This window comes from Nocardia transvalensis NBRC 15921 (assembly GCF_000308875.1).
In the GTDB taxonomy this organism is placed as follows: domain Bacteria; phylum Actinomycetota; class Actinomycetes; order Mycobacteriales; family Mycobacteriaceae; genus Nocardia; species Nocardia transvalensis.
Genome location: NZ_BAGL01000064.1, coordinates 117,768 through 137,882 on the forward strand (window position 1 = coordinate 117,768; position 20,115 = coordinate 137,882).

At 71.2% G+C, this 20,115-nt stretch carries 16 protein-coding genes and 1 pseudogene; 7 read left to right on the plus strand and 10 right to left on the minus strand.

Going from position 1 to position 20,115, the window contains the following annotated elements:
• Positions 1-14: 14 nt before the first annotated feature.
• The 5 genes from ON41_RS23720 to ON41_RS23735 all read right to left on the minus strand — a co-directional run bounded on the left by ON41_RS23720 (position 15) and on the right by ON41_RS23735 (position 6,905).
• Positions 15-2,561, minus strand: a complete 2,547-nt coding sequence (locus ON41_RS23720; protein ID WP_157185600.1) for an ATP-binding protein — start codon at positions 2,559-2,561, stop codon at positions 15-17.
• Positions 2,562-2,656: 95 nt separating this feature from the next.
• The gene (locus ON41_RS23725) at positions 2,657-3,934 is read right to left on the minus strand and encodes a cytochrome P450 (protein WP_246461674.1); all 1,278 of its coding nucleotides are present in this window, start codon (positions 3,932-3,934) and stop codon (positions 2,657-2,659) included.
• Complete coding sequence (locus tag ON41_RS23730; RefSeq protein WP_040749928.1) at positions 3,931-6,096, minus strand: linalool dehydratase/isomerase domain-containing protein; 2,166 nt, start codon at positions 6,094-6,096, stop codon at positions 3,931-3,933. Before ON41_RS23730 ends, ON41_RS23725 begins: the two co-directional genes overlap by 4 nt.
• Positions 6,093-6,245 carry a hypothetical protein gene (locus tag ON41_RS41795; protein WP_157185601.1) on the minus strand — a complete coding sequence of 51 codons (153 nt, stop codon included), beginning with the start codon at positions 6,243-6,245 and terminating at the stop codon, positions 6,093-6,095. The genes ON41_RS23730 and ON41_RS41795 overlap by 4 nt, the downstream gene beginning before the upstream one ends.
• 255 nt (positions 6,246-6,500) lie before the next feature.
• Entirely contained in the window at positions 6,501-6,905 is a 405-nt protein-coding gene (locus ON41_RS23735; protein ID WP_040749929.1) for a hypothetical protein, read from the minus strand.
• A 209-nt stretch (positions 6,906-7,114) separates the two neighbouring features.
• On the opposite strand from ON41_RS23735, the gene ON41_RS23740 reads away from it, so the two are divergent.
• Positions 7,115-8,332, plus strand: coding sequence for a glycosyltransferase (locus ON41_RS23740; protein ID WP_169336506.1), 1,218 nt, complete (start codon positions 7,115-7,117; stop codon positions 8,330-8,332).
• On the opposite strand, the gene ON41_RS39300 is transcribed toward ON41_RS23740, so the two are convergent.
• Positions 8,322-9,593 (minus strand): glycosyltransferase, encoded by a 1,272-nt coding sequence (locus ON41_RS39300; protein WP_051162314.1) that lies wholly within the window; start codon positions 9,591-9,593, stop codon positions 8,322-8,324. The two genes, ON41_RS23740 and ON41_RS39300, sit on opposite strands and share 11 nt — an antisense overlap.
• A gap of 169 nt (positions 9,594-9,762) precedes the next feature.
• Between ON41_RS39300 and ON41_RS40570 the strand changes: the two are divergent.
• Positions 9,763-10,049 (plus strand): annotated as a pseudogene (locus ON41_RS40570) (MFS transporter); the annotation flags it as partial.
• Between the two features lie 114 nt (positions 10,050-10,163).
• Here the strand turns inward: ON41_RS40570 and ON41_RS23750 are convergent.
• Positions 10,164-10,619, minus strand: coding sequence for a GNAT family N-acetyltransferase (locus ON41_RS23750; RefSeq protein ID WP_040749930.1), 456 nt, complete (start codon positions 10,617-10,619; stop codon positions 10,164-10,166).
• 95 nt (positions 10,620-10,714) lie between these two features.
• On the opposite strand from ON41_RS23750, the gene ON41_RS23755 reads away from it, so the two are divergent.
• Positions 10,715-11,551 carry an alpha/beta fold hydrolase gene (locus ON41_RS23755; protein ID WP_040749931.1) on the plus strand — a complete coding sequence of 279 codons (837 nt, stop codon included), beginning with the start codon at positions 10,715-10,717 and terminating at the stop codon, positions 11,549-11,551.
• Here the strand turns inward: ON41_RS23755 and ON41_RS23760 are convergent.
• A complete protein-coding gene (locus tag ON41_RS23760) occupies positions 11,548-12,003 on the minus strand; it encodes a hypothetical protein (RefSeq protein ID WP_040749932.1) in 456 nt (151 codons plus the stop codon). The two genes, ON41_RS23755 and ON41_RS23760, sit on opposite strands and share 4 nt — an antisense overlap.
• Before the next feature lie 187 nt (positions 12,004-12,190).
• Here ON41_RS23760 and ON41_RS23765 point away from each other — a divergent pair, with 187 nt between their 5' ends.
• From ON41_RS23765 to ON41_RS23775, 4 genes are all read left to right on the plus strand, one after another.
• Positions 12,191-13,180, plus strand: coding sequence for a GAF domain-containing protein (locus tag ON41_RS23765; protein ID WP_040749933.1), 990 nt, complete (start codon positions 12,191-12,193; stop codon positions 13,178-13,180).
• 180 nt (positions 13,181-13,360) lie between these two features.
• Positions 13,361-13,813, plus strand: a complete 453-nt coding sequence (locus ON41_RS23770; RefSeq protein ID WP_051162316.1) for a pyridoxamine 5'-phosphate oxidase family protein — start codon at positions 13,361-13,363, stop codon at positions 13,811-13,813.
• Between the two features lie 265 nt (positions 13,814-14,078).
• A complete protein-coding gene (locus ON41_RS41800) occupies positions 14,079-14,237 on the plus strand; it encodes a hypothetical protein (RefSeq protein WP_157185602.1) in 159 nt (52 codons plus the stop codon).
• 21 nt (positions 14,238-14,258) lie between these two features.
• A complete protein-coding gene (locus tag ON41_RS23775) occupies positions 14,259-17,423 on the plus strand; it encodes a type 2 lanthipeptide synthetase LanM family protein (RefSeq protein ID WP_157185603.1) in 3,165 nt (1,054 codons plus the stop codon).
• A gap of 19 nt (positions 17,424-17,442) precedes the next feature.
• Here ON41_RS23775 and ON41_RS23780 read toward each other — a convergent pair whose 3' ends face one another.
• A complete protein-coding gene (locus ON41_RS23780) occupies positions 17,443-18,615 on the minus strand; it encodes an acyl-CoA dehydrogenase family protein (protein WP_040749935.1) in 1,173 nt (390 codons plus the stop codon).
• Between the two features lie 14 nt (positions 18,616-18,629).
• Complete coding sequence (locus ON41_RS23785; protein ID WP_040749936.1) at positions 18,630-20,108, minus strand: aldehyde dehydrogenase; 1,479 nt, start codon at positions 20,106-20,108, stop codon at positions 18,630-18,632.
• Positions 20,109-20,115 lie beyond the last annotated feature (7 nt).

Below are 20,115 nucleotides of genomic sequence, written 5' to 3' on the forward strand. Positions count from 1 at the left end.
CTGCCGTGCCCGGATCAGTCCTGTTCGGGGACGAATTGGGCGATCTGGGTGCGCGAGCCGACCTGGAGCTTCTGGAGGATCGCGGCCATCTGCGCGTCGACGGTGCGGCGGGAGGTGCCGCGGCGGGCGGCGATGGCCGAATTGGTCCACCCGGCGGCGACCAGCGTCGCGACCTCCTTCTCGGCTGCGGTGAGATCGGCCCAGCCCGGCGACTGGTCGCGGGGCGCGTGCGCCTGCGGGACGCCGATGCGGGAGGTGCCCATGGCGAGCTGGTGGACCTCCTGCAGCTCCGGACGCAGTGTCGCGCCGCGCTTCTCGGCCGCCTCGTAGGCGCGCGGCCCGAGCACCTCCCGGGCCACCCCGATCGCCTCGCCGGCGATATCGTCGAACGGGCCGAGCTGTGCGATATCGACGCCGAGGCCGTCCCGCAGCGTCCGGGTGCCGCCCGCGAGCAGCGCGATCTCGGTGGCCAGGGCGGTGGCCCGGCGACCGGCGGCGCGGCCCGCGGCGTCGCCGCCGGAGATCACCCGCGCCAGCGACCAGGCGCGGAACTGCACCGCCCAGAGCGCGGCCCACTGCTCGCGGGTGGGCAGGAGGTGCTCCAGGACCGACCGCTGCAGGGCCAGGGCCTCGTCGAGGCGGCCCAGCCGGGTGAGCGCGATCGACCAGGTCAGCTCGGCCCACAGCCGGGTCCACGAAACACCCACGGCCGCAGTGCGTTCCAGATATCGCCGGGCCAGATCCCGCGCCTGGTCCACCGGTCCGATCAGGGTGGCGGCGAGCGCCGCGAACTGCTCGCTGGGAATCGCCCCGGACGTGTTGCCGACGCGGTCGAACTTCTCGCGGGCGCGGTCGAGGACCGTGACCGACAGCGGATCCTTGCGCGCCAGCAGCAATTCCACGCCCCACGCGAAGTCGACGACCGCGGGCAGGCCGAGCTCGTCCTGCGGCGTACGCCGCCAGTCGCCGTCCCGCGACGGCGCGCACGTCCGGACGCACTCGTCGAGCAGGCGCTCGGCGTCGCGAGTCTGCCCCTGGCACAACATGATCCACACCAGCAGCGCCATCGCGGTCACGCGCAGCTCGCCGATGTCGGATTCGGTCGCGCTGGTCGCGTCGAGCGCGCGCTCGGTCCACGAGCGCATCTCGCGGAAGGACCCCTTGTAGAACGGGAGCCGCAGGACCAGTAGTCCCGCGCAGATCTCCAGGCCGTAGACGGCGTTGCCGCCCGGTTCCAGGCTGCGCTCGATCGCGATGATGATGTTGTTCCAGGCCGCCGCCGCCCAGTTGAACAGTTCGCGTTCGTCCGGTCCGAAGTAGGTGGCGGCGGCGTGTAATACCTTGTCGCGGTAGTAGTTCCGATGCCGCTCGGTGTACAGCACGTATTCGTCCACGCCCCGCGCGGACCGCTCGCGCAGCCGCTGCTGGGCGTAGACCCGGAGATTCTCCGACAGCGAATACGACACGGCCGTCGCCGTGATGTGCCGCGACACCAGCGACTGGTCGGCCAGCCGCTCCAGCGCGGCCTCGATCTCGCCGGCCCGTAGTGCGGGCCGTCCGCCGGTGTCTCGCGCCCCCGCCTCGACATCCGCCACGGGATCGGGGACCGGGTCGGCGCAGACGGTGCGGATGGCGTCGAGGTCGGCGCCGACGTCGAAGGCCGCCACGGTGTCCAGCGTCGAGTCGAATCCGCTGGCGAAGACCGCCATCCGGTCGAAGAGCAGCTTCTCCTTCTCTCCGCACAGGTCATAGGACCAGCTGATGACGTCGTTGATGGTGCGGTGGCGGTCCTCGCTGCCCAGCGTCGGACCGGGCAGCCAGTTCAGCCGGCGGTCGCTGCCCGGATCGCCGCCGAGCTGCCGCATGATCAGCGCCAGGGGCTGGCGGACCAGGCGGCCGGCCGCCAGCCGGATGAACAACGGGTGGTAGTCCATCTGACGGCAGATCCGGGCGGCGAGCGTCAGCTCGTCCTCGGTCGCGAGCGGGTTGCCCGTCATCTCGGACCGGGACCGGAACAGCGTGAGCGCCTGGTCGGGGGTCAGCGGCGGGACCACGAACCGGTGTTCGTCGACCCAGTCGATCGCCTCGCGGCTGGTCGCCAGGACGCACAGTTCCGGGATGGCGTCGAGCAGCCGGGCGATGATGCGGCCGGCGCTCGGGAGCACGTGCTCGCAGTTGTCGAGGACGAGCAGCGATTGCAGGCGCCGGCCCTTGCGGTCGGTCCGGGTCAGCGTCGTGACCAGCGCCTCCCAGGTCGAGCGGCCGGAGAAGTCGGTCTCGACCACCGACCGGACGACCTCCTCCTCGACCGTCTCGACGCTCGAGTTCGCGGGCAGGCGGGCCAGGCGCGTCCAGTACACGGGCGTGTTCCGCGCCTTCTGCAGGCGTTCGGACGCCTTCGCCGCCAGCCGGGTCTTCCCGATTCCACCCGGCCCGATCAGGGTGACCAGTCGCGTGTTGCGCAGCAGTAACGTGATGATCGCGTCCAGCTCGGGCTGGCGTCCGACGAAATCGTCCGCTGAAATCGATGTCTCACGCTGGTCGAGGGGCCTCGCCGACATGACCACGACAATAACCCCGACCGGGCGGTTCCGTCGCACATCGGGCGCGGGTCGCTTGCTGGAATCGTTGGCCCGCAATCATTCTCGCCCGCAGATTACGGATGGGCTACGGATGCGGGCGGCGTGCCGTCCTGATAGCGGGCGGGCGCCGAGCCGGTCCGGGGGCCCGTGCCGAAGGGCCGCGACGGCGGGAATACGACCGGGAGGGCGGCGAGCGCGCGGTGGAAGGGGCCGGGCCGCCAGGTCAGGGTGTCGGCCGGGACGGCCAGCCGGATGTCCGGCAGCGCGTCGAGCAGCTGATCGACGCCGTCCTGGGCGATGAGGTACGCCGCCTGCCGCGCGGGGCACGCGTGCGGCCCGGCGCCCCACGCGAGGTGCGACCGGTTGCCGGTGTGGTCGCCGGCGCTGATCTCCGGGTCGTTGTTGCAGGCGGAGATGCTGATCACGACGGGCTGGTGCGCGGGTAGCCAGACGCCCTCGATGAGGATCGGGTGCCGCGGGTAGGTCATGCAGAAGTTGGCGATCGGAGGATCGGTGAACAGCACCTCGTCCAGGGCGTCCCGAGTGGAGAGGCTGCCGCCCAGGACATCGCCGGCGAAGGTCTGGTCGACGAGGGTCGACAGCAGGGTGTTGCCGATGAGGTTGAGGGTGGGTTCGACCCCGGCGCCGTAGAGCGGGACCAGCTGCTCGACGACCTCGCGCTCGTTCAGCGCGGCCGGATGCCGCACCAGCCGGCTCGTGATGTCCTCGCCCGGCTCCAGTTGTTTCTGCGCCACCAGTTCGGTCAGCGCCTCGATCAGCATCGCGTTGCCGTCGGCGGCGTCGTTGCCCTCGAACATCGCCATGATGCCCGCCGCGACCCGCTGCCCGATCTCCGGCGAGCATCCCAGCATCGTGTTGATGACCTGGAAGGCCAGCGGCGTCGCGTACTGGGCGAGGAGATCGGCCTTCCCGTCCGCGCAGAAGGCGTCGATCAGCGGGATGGCCGTCTCCTCGACGATGGCGTGCAGCCCGTGCAGGTCGACCGCGGCGATGGCCGCGACATTGGCCTGCCGGTAGCGCAGATGGTCCGAACCCGAGCTGCGGATGGCGTTGGGCCGCCACTCCAGCATCGGCTTCACCGGGCAGCCCGCGGGGATGTTCTGCTGCCAGGAACGTGGATCGGCCGGGAAGTGGTCCGGATCGTGCAGGATGCGCACCGCCGTGCGGTACCCGATCACCAGGGTCGCGGGGACCCCCTCCGCCAGTTCCACCGGTACCAGCGACCCGTAGGTGTCGCGCATCTGCCGGTAGGACTCGTGCGGATCGGCGGCGAACGCGGGTGAGTACAGCGCCACCCGCGGGCCGTCGATATCGATCGGGGAACTGGTCATTCGAGCCTCACTTCGATCGCGGTCCGGTCGTACAGGTCGACGACGAGGCGGGCGACCCCGTTCTCGTCGGCGCGTAGGAATCCTTCGGGCGTGCCATGGGCGGCGTAGGTGCGTCCCGGCCGCAACCGGTCCAGGACCAGTGCGAACCGTCCGGGCCGCAGCCCCGGGCGCAGGACGGCGTCGAGGCCGGTGCCGTCGGAGACCGCCCGCGCGACCGTGACGTCGGGGTGCGGCACCTCCGCGAGGCGCGGGCCGCTGTTCCACGCGGGCGGCCGGGCCGTCGACATCATGTCGGTCAGCGCGAACGGGCGGCCCAGACCGCCCAGCCCGAGCATGCCGTTGGCGTGCACCGACGCGGCCCGGAAGTCCTTGACACCGGGCCGGGTCTCGGAGTCGGCGAAGCCCAGCTGTTCGGTGGCCGCGCGCCACAGCTCCGCGTGCCACTCCCGGTCGCCGAGTTCCTGCGCCAGCAGCATGGCCCCGGCCAGCGCCTCCGCGTTGGTGGCCGCGCGCGAGCCCCAGTCCTCGGCGGTCGGGGATTCCGTACCGGCGGAACCGGATTCGAGGTAGCGGCCGGTCTCGAGCCACTCCTTCCGCAGGATCTCCCAGGCGCGCCGGCCGAGGTCGGGCAGCAGCGGGGTCAGGAACGCCGAGATGCCGGCGGTGGTGGTCGGTCCGCGGAAGGCTCGCGCGGTCAGGCCCAGGCCGGAGACCAGGAAGGTGACGATATCGCCGTCCGCCGCGGTGAATTCGGCGTCGAGCGCGCGGTGCAGGCGCGGCGCGATCTCGGCCGCGTGACCGGTGCCGTGCAGCGCGTCCGAGACGGCGACGCCCGCCGCGGCGACCGCGTTGCAGTACGGGAAGACCAGGCCCCGGGTGCGCCCGCGCCCGATCGGGAGCGGCTCGCACGCCCACAGGCACAGCTCGCCGCCGAAATTCCGGACCACGATCGCGTTGATCGCGTCGCGGTCGTAGGACACCGGCCGGGTCCGCGCCGACCGGAACTCGAAGGCGCCGGGGGCGCGGTACCGGTAATCGCCGGTGGCCTGTTCGAACAGGCCGAGCTGGAGATTGAGGTAGCCGGTGAACATGATGTTCTGCGGCACGTCGATCGGATCGCCGCGGCGCTGCCCGAAGTCCCAGTTGCCCAGCAGGTTCTCCCAGTACCAGTAGCCCCAGACGGCGGGATCCCGCATACGGTCGAAGAGGTTGACCTGCGCGGCGTGCAGCGGGCCGCGCAGCGCGGGGGTGTGCGAGTAGGTATACATCGACAGCGCCCAGCCCAGGGAGTTGAGCTGGTACCGGTACTGCTGCAGCGGCCCGGGGCCCTCGTCGTCGAACCCGTCCCACTCGCCGGGCGGCTGCATGGCGATGCTGAGCAGATGGCGGACGTGCGCGAGCTGGTCCGGGGTCGCCTCGGAGACCACCGGGACGCCGCGGGTCTGGCGCAGCGGCACCGGATTCGTGTAGGCGACGGCCCGTTGCCGATCCAGGAACTCCGCGCGCTCCGCCCCGACGCGCCCGGCGGCGCGGTGCCGGATCAGCTCGCGCACCATCCCGAAGCCGGTGGCGGCGAGGGCGATCGCGAGCGCGGCCCACGAGAACCACGCGAGCGGACCGGCCATACCGCCGTGGTACGCCGCGAGCGCCGCGCCGGCCGCCGCCGACGCGATCATGATGGCGGGCAGCGTCACATAGTCCGACCGCGCGATGCACCGGAACATGTACGCCCAGCCGGCCGCGGCGAGGACCCCCGCGAACGCCAGCGCGTGACCGGTGACCACGACGGCCGCCGGCGCGGCCGAAATGCCCACGGCCAGCAGCGCTCCGAGCGCCACGACACCGAGTCCCGCGGCCGCCCGGAACCGGCGCAGCGCCCACCCCGCGAGGAGGATCTCCGCGGCGATCAGCACCGCGTGGCCCGCGACCATCGCCGTGCCGAACGGGTGGTGCAGCGGCGGCACGGCGACGAGGAGACCGGCGCCGGGCACGATCAGTCCCGCCCCGAACGCGCGCCACGACGGCGACAGCCCGAAGACGGCCGGGACAGCCGCCGCGATCACCCAGACGACGACGGCGACCGTCACCGTGCGCGCGAACCATCGCGCGGTCGACGGCCCGCGCAGCCGGACCGCCCGGACGCGGTCTTCCAGCGTGGTCATGACGGACCCGCCGACCCCGCGCGCCCGGGAGCCGCGACGACCAGGTGGCGCGCGACGCCGACCTCGGCGGGCGCTCCGCGCCGTTCCCCGGATCCGGTGCGGCCCCGGATCGCCCGCCACAGCCGCTGCGCGTCGGGCCCGAGAAGCATCAATCCGCCCAGCAAGAGACAACACACCACGGCCGCCGCACCTCCTCGGCGGCCCGTTCGTGCCGCCGACGACACACAGTGATTACCTAGGTACCGGTGCCCGCATCGGTAACCCGCCCCGGCCACCGGTCCGGAAGCCTTCTCCGCCTGGAAGATACGACGATCCGGAGTGTCCGGAGCGGTGCCGCGGGCGGCGGTGGGAACCGTGTGCCGCATTGGATTACCTATGGCGTACGACTGCGCGTGAGCTCCCGGTCAGCGCCAGGTGAGAGGCACGCTCGTGACGCGGACGTCGCCGTGGTGGTAGGCGGCGAAATACTGGTCCGTGCCCGGGCCGGGGACGGCGAAGATCTCCGCGCCACGGTCCGTGCCGGCGACCGGTCCCGCGGCCCGGTCCGCGCACTCCGGATCCGCGACGCGGCAGATCTCGATCCGGGTGACCGCGTCGTCGTGCCGTTCCGGCCAGATGAGCGTCCAGGCGTGGACCCGATTGTCGCCGTTGTCCGCGATACACACGGTAATTCCGTCGACCGTTTCACCGCATCCGCCGCCCTCCGACGCATTCGCCGTCGCATTCGGGGCCACGAGTACGGCCGCGACGGTCGCCGTGCCGGCGAGGAGCCGGACGATGCCCGACTTCGATGCCGCCTTGATCGCCATGAAGTTCCTTCCACCAGTTTTTCGATCACCCGCGAATCAGGCCGGGCCATTGTCCGCGTGCCGCCGCGAATGTCACATCGGTAGGCGATAGGTAGCTACCGAGTTCGGGTGGGCATCGCGGAGATCGGAAAGTGTGCGGGTACGGTCGGAACGGTCCAGTGCGCGAGTGCGAACAGAAAGCGGTTCCGGGGATGCATACAGCCGTCTTCATGGATTTTCATGTCGGCAGCCTCGGAGGTATCCAGACATCCGTATTCGCGCAATGCAATCGGCTCGAACGGCTCGGTCACCGGGTCACTCTCTTCACCACTCCGAGTCCGGGAAATCACGGCGCGACCGGTCGCCGCGCGGTCGAGTTGCGGCCGGTGGCGGTCGTGAACGAGGCCGTTCGATTCTTCACCAAGAACGACGCGTTCGGGGTGGTGCTGCCCTCGGCGCGCAACGGCGCGCTGATCGACCGAGCCTTCGCCGAGTACGGACCCGTCGACGTGGTGCACCTGCACACCGGTCAGGGCGCCGCGATCGCGGGCCTGAAAGCGGCACGGCGGCACGGTATTCCGGTGGTGCAGTCCATGCACGGCCGCGACGACGTCTTTCTCGAGCACGTCTCGCCCGCGCCGTACGTCTCCGCCCGGGTGTGGGAGGCGATGCACCGGCGATACGTGCCGCACGATCGGCGGGTGCCGCGCGGGAGCGATACCCGCGCTGCCCATCACGCCTGGCGGGTCATGGTCGCGCAGGCCCGGGCCGCCGATCACGTGACCGCGCCGACCCGGTACTTCCGGGATCTGCTCGTCGCGCACGGCGTGGATCGCCCGATCACGGTGCTGTCCAACGGCGTCGACGACGACGCCATCGACGCGGTGCGCGCGGAGCCGGCGGCGGACGACCGGCCGGAGGGTCCGCTGCGGGTCGTCTGGTGCGGGCGATTGTCGCCGGAGAAGCGGATCACCGCCGCCGTGGCGGCCGTCGCGCGGGTCGACGGCGCCACCCTCGACATCTACGGGGCCGGTGACCAGTACGGGCAGATCGAAGACCTCATCGAGGCCACCGGATCCGCGTCGCGAATCAGCCTGCACGGCAGGGTCGCTCAGCGAGAATGCCTGGCGGCCATGGCGAACGCCGACGTACTGCTGCTGCCGTCGTACAGGTCCGAGACGCAGTGCATGGTCCTGCTCGAGGCGATCGCGATGTCCCTGCCGGTCGTGTACTGCGATCCGGATCTGGCCGAGACCGTGCCGGACGGCGGCGGCGTGCGCAGCGGCGATCCGTCCGTGGCGGCCCTCGCGGAGACGGTCCGGCGGCTCGTCGCGGATCGTGCGGCGGTGGCGCGCATGCGGAAGGAAATGGCCGCCCATCGCGACAGCACCCGCCAGTCCCGGCACGCCGAGCGCTTGGTGTCGATCTACACCGATCTCATCCGCTGACGGCGGTCCGCTCGACGGTGTCGCACAACTGCCTCGCACCGTCCTCGGCCGACATCGCGGCCCCCACGGCGGCGGCGCGGGCGACGACGCGCGGCGTCAGGGCGGCGCGGAGGGCGTTTGCGAGACGGTCGGCGGTCAGCTTCTTGATCGGCAGCTCGACGCCGAGTCCGGCGGCGGCGACCCGCTTGCCCCAGAACACCTGATCGACCCCGAAATGCGTGACCACCGCGGGGATTCCGGCGGCGGCGACCGTCTGGGTGGTCCCCGAACCGCCGTGGTGGATCGCGGCGCGGCACCGGCCGAGTATCGCGTCGTGATTCGACGCGCCCGTGACCATGACCGCTCCGGACGCATGCGTTCCGAGGGCGAAGTCCGACCATCCCGCATCGACGAGGATGCGCAGGCCCGTCCGCCGCGCGGCCTCGGCGAGCATCGTCAAGCAGCCCGCCGGATCCGGCACGGGCATACTGCCGAAGCTCACGAAGACGGGCGGCTCACCGGCGGCGAGCCACCGGTCCACGGCGGGATCGATCGAACTTTCGCCCCAGGCGGCCCGCAGCTCGTCCGGAACGATCGGCCGCCCCGCGATCCGGTACTGCGGCGGCCAGTCGGCGGGCCGGGGAAACAGCGCCGGACTCACCAGCAGTTCGATCGGCGTGCGGTCGGCCTCGGCCCGGGCGAACGGGCCGGGGAACGAATCCGGCAGCCCCAGCCGGCGCCGAATTCTGCGGACGGACGCCCGATTCGTCGTCGTATAGAGGAATTGGAAGGCGCGGTGTGTGGTCAGGCGGAGAAATCCGGTGGGCACCGTCCGGCCGGTGAGAAGCGGCGGCGCGTATTCCCGCGACCGCCCCAGCGGAAAAGGCATGTGCGCGACCAGCGGCTGCCCGGTCCGTTCCACGATGCACTGCGCCACCGCCAAGGTGACCGGGCCGCTGAGAATGATGTCGGCGCCCGCGCACGCCGAAATGAGCGCCTCGTCGACGGCCGCGCCCGACTCCCGTTCCATTTTCGCGAACGCGCGCGTGAATGTGGCCTGGCCGCCGGACCTGAGCAACCGCGCGACGATATCGGACCGGAGAAACGCGCGGATATCGGTCGGTATCTCGTGCACGTCGAAACCCGCTGTCGTGACGGCCTCGACATTGTCGGCATTCGCCGCGACCGCGATGTGGTGCCCGCGTTCCCGGAGCCGAATCGCCGCCGCCAGCGGCGGTTGCAGATCACCGCGAGAACCGTAGGTGAGCACAGCGATCTTCACCGCAGCCCCTTCGACGTCACGCAATACGGCCGTACGAGCCTCAGGCTACCGCGCGGAATCGCGGGCCGCGCACCGGCCCGCATCCGTGGTGACCATTCATAACGCGCCGGGCCGTGTAGCAGACTCTGCGAAGAAGAGCAGCTGGTTGCCCCGTGCAAGGAGATCCTCGATGAGTGCCGACCCCGACGTCGGATCGCGGACGCCGTTGCTGCCGTTGTACGCGGCCGGATTCGTGACCGCGTTCGGCGCGCACACCATCGCCGCCGGGCTGGCGGGATACACGGAGTCCGAACACGCGGGACTGCCCACGCTGGGCGTCCTGCTGGCTCTGTACGGGCGGAGGTGCTGCTGAAGCCGGTGTTCGGGTCGCTGGCGGACCGGATCGGCGCGCGGCCGGTGCTGCTCGGCGGGCTGGTGACCTTCGCGCCCGCGACGCCGGGCGGCTGCGTGACCGGACGGGGACGGTGACCGGGTTGCTGGTGGCCCCTGCCGGAATCGCCTGGGCGGCAATCGTTCCGGGGCTAGCGGGTATCGCCTCGGCCGCGGTGGTCATCGGGGTGACCCGGCGGCTTACCGGAGCGCCAGTTTGAAACCCACGTGGGTGGGCTCGAAGCCGAGTTTGCCGTAGAAGCGGTGGGCGTCCGAGCGGGTGGTGTCGGAGGTCAATTGCACCAGGACGCAGTCGCGTTCGCGGGCGCGCCGGACGCACTCCTCGATCAGGCGTGATCCCAGGCCCGCGCCGCGCAGCGATCGGTCGACGCGGACCGCCTCGATCTGTGCGCGCAGCGCGCCCCGGCGGGACAGTCCCGGCAGGAAGGTCAGCTGGGCCGTGCCCACCACGGCGCCACCGTCGTCGGCGACCAGCAGCTCCTCCCGCGGGTCCGCGGCGATGTCCGCGAAAGCCGCCCGATACGGGGCCAGATCGTCGGGGGATTCGCGGGTGCGGCCCAGCGGGTCGTCGGCGAGCATGGCCACCACCGCGGGAATGTCGTCGGCCGTCGCGAGCCGAAAGATGATCTCGTCCATCCCCCGATCCCATCACGCGCGTGAGTACCGCCCTTCCAGCGGATTGATGGACACTTGTCCACACTTCTGTCCACCTCTCGGGTTATCCTGCCTGAGTGGTGGTAACGGAGCTGGTACGTGCTCGGGGACTGGAGTTCGAGGTCGACGTGCGCGGGCGCGACGGCGATGCGGGAGTCGTTCTGCTGCACGGTTTCCCGCAGAGTTCGGCGTCCTGGGAACTGGTGGGCGATGCGCTGGCCGCGCACGGGGTTCGCAGCTGGGCCCCGAATCAGCGGGGCTATTCGCCCGGCGCCCGGCCCGCGGGCATCGACGCCTACCGGCTGAGCGAGCTGACCGCCGACGTGCTCGCGCTGTGCGACGAATTGTCTTTGGGCACGGTGCATCTGGTGGGGCATGACTGGGGCGCGATCGTGGCGTGGGCGACCGCGGCGCGGCGCCCGGAGCGGGTGGCGTCGCTGACGGCGGTGTCGGTGCCGCATCCGGCGGCCTTCGCGCGAGCGCGCGTCGAGGATCCCGTGCAGCGCGAGAAGTCCGGCTACATCGAGCATCTGGTGCGGCCCGGTGCGGAGTATCTGCTGACCGCCGACGACGCGGCGGGCCTGCGGCTGGGATTCGGCGCGGCGGTGCCGCCCGCGATCGCCGACCGCCACATCGCGCGCCTCCTCGCGCCGAATGCCATGGCGAGCGCGCTGAACTGGTACCGCGCCATCGGCGGCGACTGGACCGCGGTGCCCCCGGTGACCACGCCGTCGACCCTGGTGTGGGGCACGGGCGATATCGCGGTCGCCCGCGCGGGCATCGATCTGTGCGCGGAGTTCGTGCACGCCGACTTCGACCTGCTGGTGCTCGACGACAAGGGGCACTGGCTGCCGGAGGAGGCGCCGGACGAACTCACCGCGGCGATCCTCGCGCGGCTGGACAGCGGCCGCTAGGGCAGTACCAGGCAGGCCGATCCGGTATTGATGCCGTTGCCGACCAGGACGTCCACCGCCGGGCCGCCCTCGGAACCCTGGTAGGCGGAGATGTGGTGCCAGCCGGGCCGGGTCGGGGTCCAGCCGACCGTGGCCGTCCCGTTCGCCGGGGAGACGTAGTTGGCGGGGGCGAAGGAGGCGGCCTCGGTCCAGTCGTAGAACGACACGCCCCGGTCGTCGCCGATCGTGACGGTGGCGGTGAGGGTGTAGGTACACGACGTCCCGTACTGGCTCTGAGGTCCCCAGCTGAAAGCCGGTGTGCCAGGAGAAACCTGGAGATCGGTGACGACGGCCCGCGCGGCCGGCGCGGTGAGGGCGGTCAGGAACCCGGCCGCCAGTACAGCGGTGGCGAGTCCGGTCGCGGCATATCCGGCCCGGCGACGGGAATCGCCCGATGTCTTCGTCGTATGCATGGAAACCCTCTCTCTCCCAGAAGGATACGATGCGTCACCCCCGCCGCCGGCGGGCAGGGCCGAAAGTCATCGCTGTGACAATCGGCCCTACCAGGCCCGACGCGGGCTCCCTACCCTGGGCGTATTCCGGCCCTCCCACCCGAGCGCGACCCGGGTGTCTCCGGAATCCGACGAGCGAGGTGAGGGCGTGACGAACGGCAGCGAGATCCTGTCGGCGCCGCTGCGGCTGGTGACGAGCGGCCCGCACCGGCCCGCCGCGCCGGACCCGACGATGTTGCTCCGCCGCACAGCGCATTTCGCGGCGGCCGCGCAGTTCGGCGTGGAGCAGCCGACCGCGCTGCGGCGGCTGCACGCGGCCACCGGGACCCTGACCGGTGCGGCCGGGCTGGAGGATCTGCTCGGCCGGGTGCTGGACTCCGCGATCACGCTGACCGGCGCGGACTACGGGAACGTGCAACTGGTCGACCCGGCCACGGGCGCGCTGCGGATCGTGACCCAGTCCGGTTTCGGCCCCGAATTCCTCGACTACTTCGCCGTGGTCGAGGACGCCACGTCGGCGTGCGGGCGCGCGGCGGCGACCGGTGCGCAGTTCGTCGTCGCCGATACCCGCAGCGACCCGGCGTTCGCCGCGCATCGCGCCATCGCGGAGCGGGCGCGATTCCGGGCTGTGCAGTCCACGCCGCTGTTGGCGTACGACGGCCGGCTGATCGGGATGGTGTCGACCCATCTGCGCGACCCGTATCGCGCGGCCGGGCACGACCTCCGGATCCTGCGACTGTTCGGCGATGTCGCGGGAGAGCTGGTGGCGCACCGGCTGGGCGCCGCGGACTCGATCGGCTGGATCGTGATCGAGGCGTTGCTGATGCCCGGGTCGGGCCGGAAGTCACCGCACGGCGGTGGTGCCGTGGCACCGAACGGGCATGCGGCGCGGCGTATGTCGAACGGAAGCGCCGGGAAGTCGTGGCCTGCCCGGCCCGAACGGACCGCATCCGAACTGGCGGGGGATGTCGTCGGCGACCTGTTCACGGCGGGACTGGGCCTGCGGAACGCCGTCGATCTGCTGGGCGACGGTCATGCCCGGGACCGTATCGTCGCGGTCGCCGAGGGTCTCGACGACGCCATCCGCCGGATCCGCGCCGAGATGCTGTGCGTCGTCGCCGGTGACCCGCTGCCCTGAGCCGGGGCCGAAAGACTCTTCGCAACACCGCCTGTGAGCGCGAATATGAAGCGATGGACGAGCGCGGTCCGGTCGCCGCGACATCCGTGTGCTCCGAGGGACAGCGGGCTGAGGGGTCATCGGTAGTGGCGTAGCCGGCCGCGTTCCAGGGACGATTCCGGGGGAGACTGGGAGTAGCCCGTGAGCATCGGACTATTCGGTGATCTGGACGGTCGGCGCCGGGTGGTGGACTTGAGTACGGCCGAGGCGATGCGGCTGCTCGCCGGGACACTGTTCGGGCGGGTGATGTTCACCCGGGAGGCGCTGCCCTCGATGTGCCTGGTGAACCATCTGGTGGAGGACGACGGGACGGTGGTTCTGCGGGCCGGGTTGATCGCGCCGTCCTCGGGGGTGCTGCGCGCCGGGCAGCGGGACGTGCTGGCGTACGAGGCCGACGAATTCGATCCGGTCCGGTACGTGGGCTGGTCGGTGGTGGTCGTCGGATTCGCCTCCGTGGTCACCGATTCCGCGCTGCTGGCCGGATACCGGGAGCGGTTGCCGGCGTGGGGGCAGTCCGATACCTTCCTCGCGATCGAGCCGTCCACGATCACGGGGGCCCGGCTGGTCGACAAGTCGCAGCAGTCCGCGTTGTGATCGGTGACCGCGCCGCCCCGGCCGACACGCAGATATTCCTCCCCGGCTACAACCATCTCGGCGTCCTCACCGATGTCGTTCTGGTGCTCGGCGGTTCTGCGGGAAAAGGTCACGCTGAACATTGTGTGTGTGGGGCGGCGGTGCTCCCCACTAGTGGCGAATTGCGTTGTCGTTCACGTCGTATCGTGGGATTCGCGCTCGGCTGCGTAATGCCGTGACGGCAGGACCGGCGCACGTATATTCCGATGGAAATGAGGATCGCCGCATGAGATCGCTCGAATTGGACACCTTCCGGACCGACTTCGATACGGCCGGAAATCTCGAAGACGAAGTGGCCGAATTCATTCGGTTGCAGGATATGCACGACACCCGTCTGGCCTCGATCGGGACCGCCTTCAGTTCGTTCCCGACCTGCTGTTCGTGACGGACGCGGCACCGGCTCGCCGTGACAGGTGACGCTGCCGCTCGGCTGGCGCGCTGGCGCCGGGCGGTGCCGTTCGAGGCCGACGCCTCGGGCGGCGCCGCCGTCCCCGGCGCGGTACTCGACGGCGACGAGCTGTGGCGACTTCGCCTGGCCACGGCGGGTCTCGACGAGGACCGCCTCCTGACTCTGCTGGCCGCCGACACCACGGACCGGGATACCGCGGCGGCCGTCGACCTCCTGTGCCGCGGCGTCTCCGCGCCGGACGCGACCCGGCGTCCGTTCCTGGCGGCGACGGGCGAACTGCTGGTCCGCCTACGGGAAGAACTCGCCGCCCGGGTGTGCGAATTGTCGGCCGGGTCCGCGAATTTCGCCGCGCGGATCCGTGACCCGGACCTCCTCGTATCGGCCATGGTCGAGGAGGGAATCGCCGGCACGGTCGATACGATGCTGCACCGGAGCATGGTGTCGGAATTGGCCCGGGAACGGGCGGCGAATTCGCTCGCGGGGGAGACTTCCGCGGAGCGATTCGACTCCTTCGTGAAGAATTTCGCCGATCCGGATAGACGCCGATCCTTTTACGGCAGATATCCGTTGCTGGCGCAACGAATAGTCGTCGTGACCGGTCGCTGGCGGACGGCCGCCGAAGAATTGCTGACGCGCCTCGCGACCGATCTGCCGCATATGTCCGAACTCGGCGCACCGCCGGATATCGGTCCGGTCGTCGCCGTCCGGACCGGACTGGGCGATCTCCACCGCGGCGCTCGCTCGGTCGCGCGGATCGAGTTCGAATCCGGCTGGAAGGTCGTGTACAAGCCGCGGCCGTCCGCCGTCGACGCGCACTTCCAGGACCTGGTGGCCTGGATCGGCCACCGCGTGCCGGGGCTCAGGCTGCGGATCGTGCGGTGCCTCGATCGCGGCGCGTACGGCTGGATGGAATTCGTCGAGTCGCGGCCGTGCGCGGACACCCGCGAACTGCGCACCTTCTACCGGCGGCAGGGCGCACTGCTGGCGCTGCTGTACATCCTGCACGCCAACGACATCAGCGCCGAGAACCTGATCGCGGCGGGCGATCAGCCGGTGCTGGTCGATCTGGAGACGCTGCTGCAACCGCGGATCGACGCCCTGCGCCACGCGGGCCGCACACCGGCCGAGACGGCGGCGGCCGACCTCGTGACCGGTTCCGTCATCCACGCCGGACTGTTGCCCTCGGGCCAGTCGGGATGGGCCGAGCTGTCGGGGATGAGCATCACCGACGGACCGGCGACGAGTTCGGTGCGGATCGCGCATGTCGAGGGCGGCGGCACCGACGAGATGCGTATCCGGTTGCGGCAGGCCGAATTACCCCGCGCCCGCAATCAGCCGAACCGGGTGCCGGGGACGGTGCGCTTGCGCGACTACACCGAGGAGGTGGTCACCGGATTCCGCGAGGTGTACGACGTCTTGCACAGGCGCCGTGCCGAACTGATTGCACCGGGCGGGCCGCTCACAGCATTCCGGGGCGACGAGGTCCGCGTCCTGCTCCGCGACACCAGCACCTACGGCATGATTCTCGGGATGTCGTTCCATCCGCGACTGCTGCGCGACCGATGGGACCAGGAACGCCACCTCGACCTGCTGTGGCGGGAGATCGCCACCAAACCCGGCCTGGCCGCCGCGACCGAGGGTGAGCGGCACGCGTTGTGGCACTGCGATATTCCCGTGTTCTCCGCTCGGGTCGAGGAGGCCGCGGTGGTGGACGATCGCGGTGAGGTCGTCCTGCGGGAGGGCGTGACCTCGGGCTGGCGGACGGCCACCGACATTCTCGATCGCCTGGGCCCGGACGACCTCGCCCGGCAGCTCTGGCTCATCCGCGCCTGCCTGCTCACCAACGGCGTCCGCTGGGATCAGCCGGTCGTGCTCGCCCGGGACAGCCACACGCCCGCGGCCACGCCCGCCGACGACGGATCGCTGCTCGCGCTGGCGAGCAGCGTCGCCGACCGGCTCGCCGAACTGGCTGTGGAGGATTCGGACGGCGCGGTGTGGCTGGGCGTGCACACCACCGCCGGAACCAACTGGGAGGTCGGCGAGGTCGGGCCCGACCTGTATTCCGGCGGGCTCGGAATCGCCCTGTTCCTGGCCCATTACGCCGAAGTGAGCGGGGAGACCGAACACCGTGCCCGCGCCCGGCGGGCGGTCGCCACCGCGCTCCGGCAGATCGACCGGGGCCATCTCGCGCGCGGCGGGGGCGAACTCGGACTGCTGGGTCTCGGCGGCGCGGTCTACGCGCTGTCGGAACTGGGCACGCTCTGGCAGGACGACGGATTACTGTCGGCCGCAGTACATCTCGCGCAGTCGATGCCGAGACTCATCGACGAGGACGAGGAATTCGCGGTCATGGACGGCAGTGCGGGCGCGCTGCTCGGTCTTGCCGCGCTGGCGCGATCCGGACGCGGCGGCGCGATCCGCGATATCGCACGCCGCGCCGCCGACCGGCTGGTGTGCACGCAGGGCGACACCGCCTCCGGGGCGGCCTGGCTGCCACGGCGCATGCGTGAACTCGGCATCGTCCGGCGACCGCTGGCGGGCTACGGGCACGGCGCTTCCGGCGTGGCATCGGCCCTGGCATGTGCCGCCGAGATACTCGGGGACGCAACGTATCTCGACGCCGCACTGCGTGCCGTGCGATACGAACGCGAACTGTTCGACGTCGACCGGAACAACTGGCGCGACATCCGCGAACTCACGGATGCCGAGGGTTTCGCCCTCGAGCGGCGCGGCGACTGGACCGCCACGGAGGGCAATTCGATCGCCTGGTGCCACGGCGCGGCCGGAATCGGCCTCGCGCGGCTGCACCTGCTCCGGCACATCGACGCCGCACAACTGCGCGCGGATCTCGACACGGCGGTGGAGACCACCCTGCACGGCGGCTTCGGCAACGGACACTCGTTGTGCCACGGCGATTTCGGCAGCCTCGAGCTGGCCGCCACCGTCGCCGCCGAACGCTCCGACGACGCCCTGTGGCGCCGGCTGCGCCGGCACGCGGCCACCGTCGCCGGCGATATCGCCCGCCGCGGCCCGCGCTGCGGTCTGTACCGCGACCTCGAGGTCCCGGGGCTCTACACGGGCCTGGCGGGCATCGGGTTCGGGGCATTGCGGGTCAGTGCGCTGCCGGGCGGGCCGGGTCCATTGATCGGCAGTGCGCACTGAGCGCCGGCGGTCGAGAGGATTATCGAGGCAGGCCCAGGATGCGTTCGGCGATGATGTTGCGCTGGATCTCGGAGGTGCCGCCGGCGATGGTGTGGGCGAAGGAGCGGGCGTAGCGGTCGAACCAGCCGGGCGCGGTCACCTCGGGATTGAGCGGGCTGAAGTGCGCGGTGACGACATCGCGGTCCAGGCCGTCGGATTCCGCTGCGGCGAGGGCGCTTTCGGTGGCGCTCTGGACGGCCTCCGAACCCAGGAGCTTCAGCACCGACAGGCCCGCCGCGTCGACCTCGCCGCGGGCCGCCCCGGCCAGCGCCGCCGAGCCGAGCAGGCGCAGGGCATAGGTGTCCAGGACGAGCCGGGCGTAGCGGTCGGCGTCCAGCTCGGTCACCGGGTGGAAGTCGGTGAGCAGGTGATCGAGGCGGTCGGCGTAGCTGAGCCACAACAGGGTTCGCTCGTGGCCGAGCGATCCGTTGGCCACGGCCCAGCCGCGGTGGAGTTCGCCGACGAGGTTCTCGGCGGGCACGACGACATCGCGGAGGAAGACCTCGTTCAGGTCGAGATCGCGCGGATCGGTGATCGAGGCGAAGGGCCGGCGTTCGACACCCGGTGTGCCGGTGGGGATCAGCAGCGCCGAGATACCGCGGTGCTTGGCCGCCGCCGGATCGGTCCGCACGAAGGCGAGCAGGACGTCGGCGTCGTGGGCCCCGGAGGTCCAGATCTTCTGGCCGTCGACCACGAAGTGGTCGCCGTCGAGCACCGCGCGGGTGCGCAGCGCGGCGAGGTCGGATCCGGCGCCGGGCTCGCTCATACCGAGCGAGGCCGTGCACTCGCCGCGCAGGATCGGGATCGCCCACCGCTCCTGCTGTTCCGGCGTGCCGAAGGAGATCAGCGAGGCGGCGACGATGCCCAGACCCTGCGGGTTGAAGGTCTGGTAGATCCGGCGCGCGGCCAGCTCCTCCTTGTGCACGTACTGCTGGAGGATTCCGGCGTTCCGGCCGCCGAACCGCGGCGAATTGCCCGGCAGCAGCCAGCCGTGCTCGAACTGCACGCGCTGCCAGCGCCGCGCCCAGGCGGGGATGTGCGCGGTCGAGTGGGCGCGTTCGGCGGCCTCGGCCTCGGCGGGCAGATGCTCGTCGAGGAAGGCCGCGAATTCGGCGCGGAACTGCTCGACGTCCTCGTCGAAGGTCAGTCGCACGGTGCCTCTCCGATCTATTCGGCCGGGCCGGTCGCCGCGGGCGCGATGGATACCGATTTGGTGTCGAGAAAGCCGTCCAGCCCCTCGGGGCCGAATTCGCGGCCGATGCCGCTGTCCTTGACGCCGCCGAACGGGGCCGCCGGATCCATGCTGTAGGCCTGGTTGATTCCCAGTGTGCCGCTGCGGATCCGGCGCACCACCCCGAGGCCGCGCTCGATATCGGTCGTCCACACCGAGCCGGACAGCCCGTACCCGCTGGCATTGGCGATCCGGACGGCGTCGTCCTCGTCGTCGTAGGCGATGACGCCCAGCACCGGCCCGAAGATCTCCTCCTGCGCGATCCGCATCCGGTTGTCGACATCGACGAACAGGGTGGGCCGCACATACCAGCCGTGCTCGACGCCATCGGGAAATCCGGTGCCGCCGAGCAGCATTCGAGCGCCCTCGCGCCGCCCCTCCTCGATGTAGCCCAGCACGCGGCGCCGCTGGCGCTCGCTCACCATCGGCCCGATCCGGGTCGCCGGGTCGAACGGGTCGCCCACCGGGAGACCCGCCACCGCGCTCGCCAAGGCGTCCACGAATTCGCGATACCGGCTGCGCGGCACCAGGATCCGGGTCTGCGCGACACAGGCCTGGCCGCTGTTCATCAGGCCCGCCACCAGCAGGCCGTCGGCGACGGTATCCGGATCGGCGTCGTCGAGGACGACGGCGGCCGATTTGCCGCCCAGTTCGAGCCCGACCCTGCGCAGCCCCGCACCGCAGGCGGCGGCCACCTGCCGCCCGGCGGCGGTGGATCCGGTGAAGGAGACCTTGTCGACGCCGGGGTGCGCGACCAGCGCTCGTCCGGTCTCCCGATCACCGGGCAGGATGCTGACCACGCCGGGCGGCAGGTCCAGCCGATCCAGCAGCTCGGCCATGAGGTAGGCGTCCAGCGGAGTCTCCGGAGACGGCTTGAGCACGACGGCGCAGCCCGCCAGCAACGCCGGGACCAGCTTCGCCACGGTCAGGAACATCGGCATATTCCACGGGATGATCGCCGCGACCACGCCGACCGGTTCCCGGTGCACCGCGACCTCGCCGCCGAACGCGCCGGGGCGGGTCTCGCGCCAGGGATGCCGGGCGGCGAGATCGGCGAAGGCGCCGATCATCGCGCCGGGCAGCCGCGCGTGCGCCGATCGGGAGAAGGTGATCGGCGCGCCCATCTCCGTGGTGATCAGTCCCGCGAGTTCCTCCTGTCGCGGCCGGTAGTGCTCGGCCAGCCGCCGCACCGCCGCGATGCGGTCGCTCGGGTCCAGCCGCGGCCAGGGCCCGTGGTCGAACGCCGTGCGCGCGGCCACGACCGCGCGATCCACGTCGACGGGACTCGGCGCGGGAACGTGCGCGACGGGCCGCTCGGTGTGCGGGGAGACGACGGTGAGCGTGTCGGCGGTGCTGGGCGCGACCCACTCACCGCCGATGTACAGGTGCCGTCGCGACGGCGCGGATACCGCCATGGTCCGG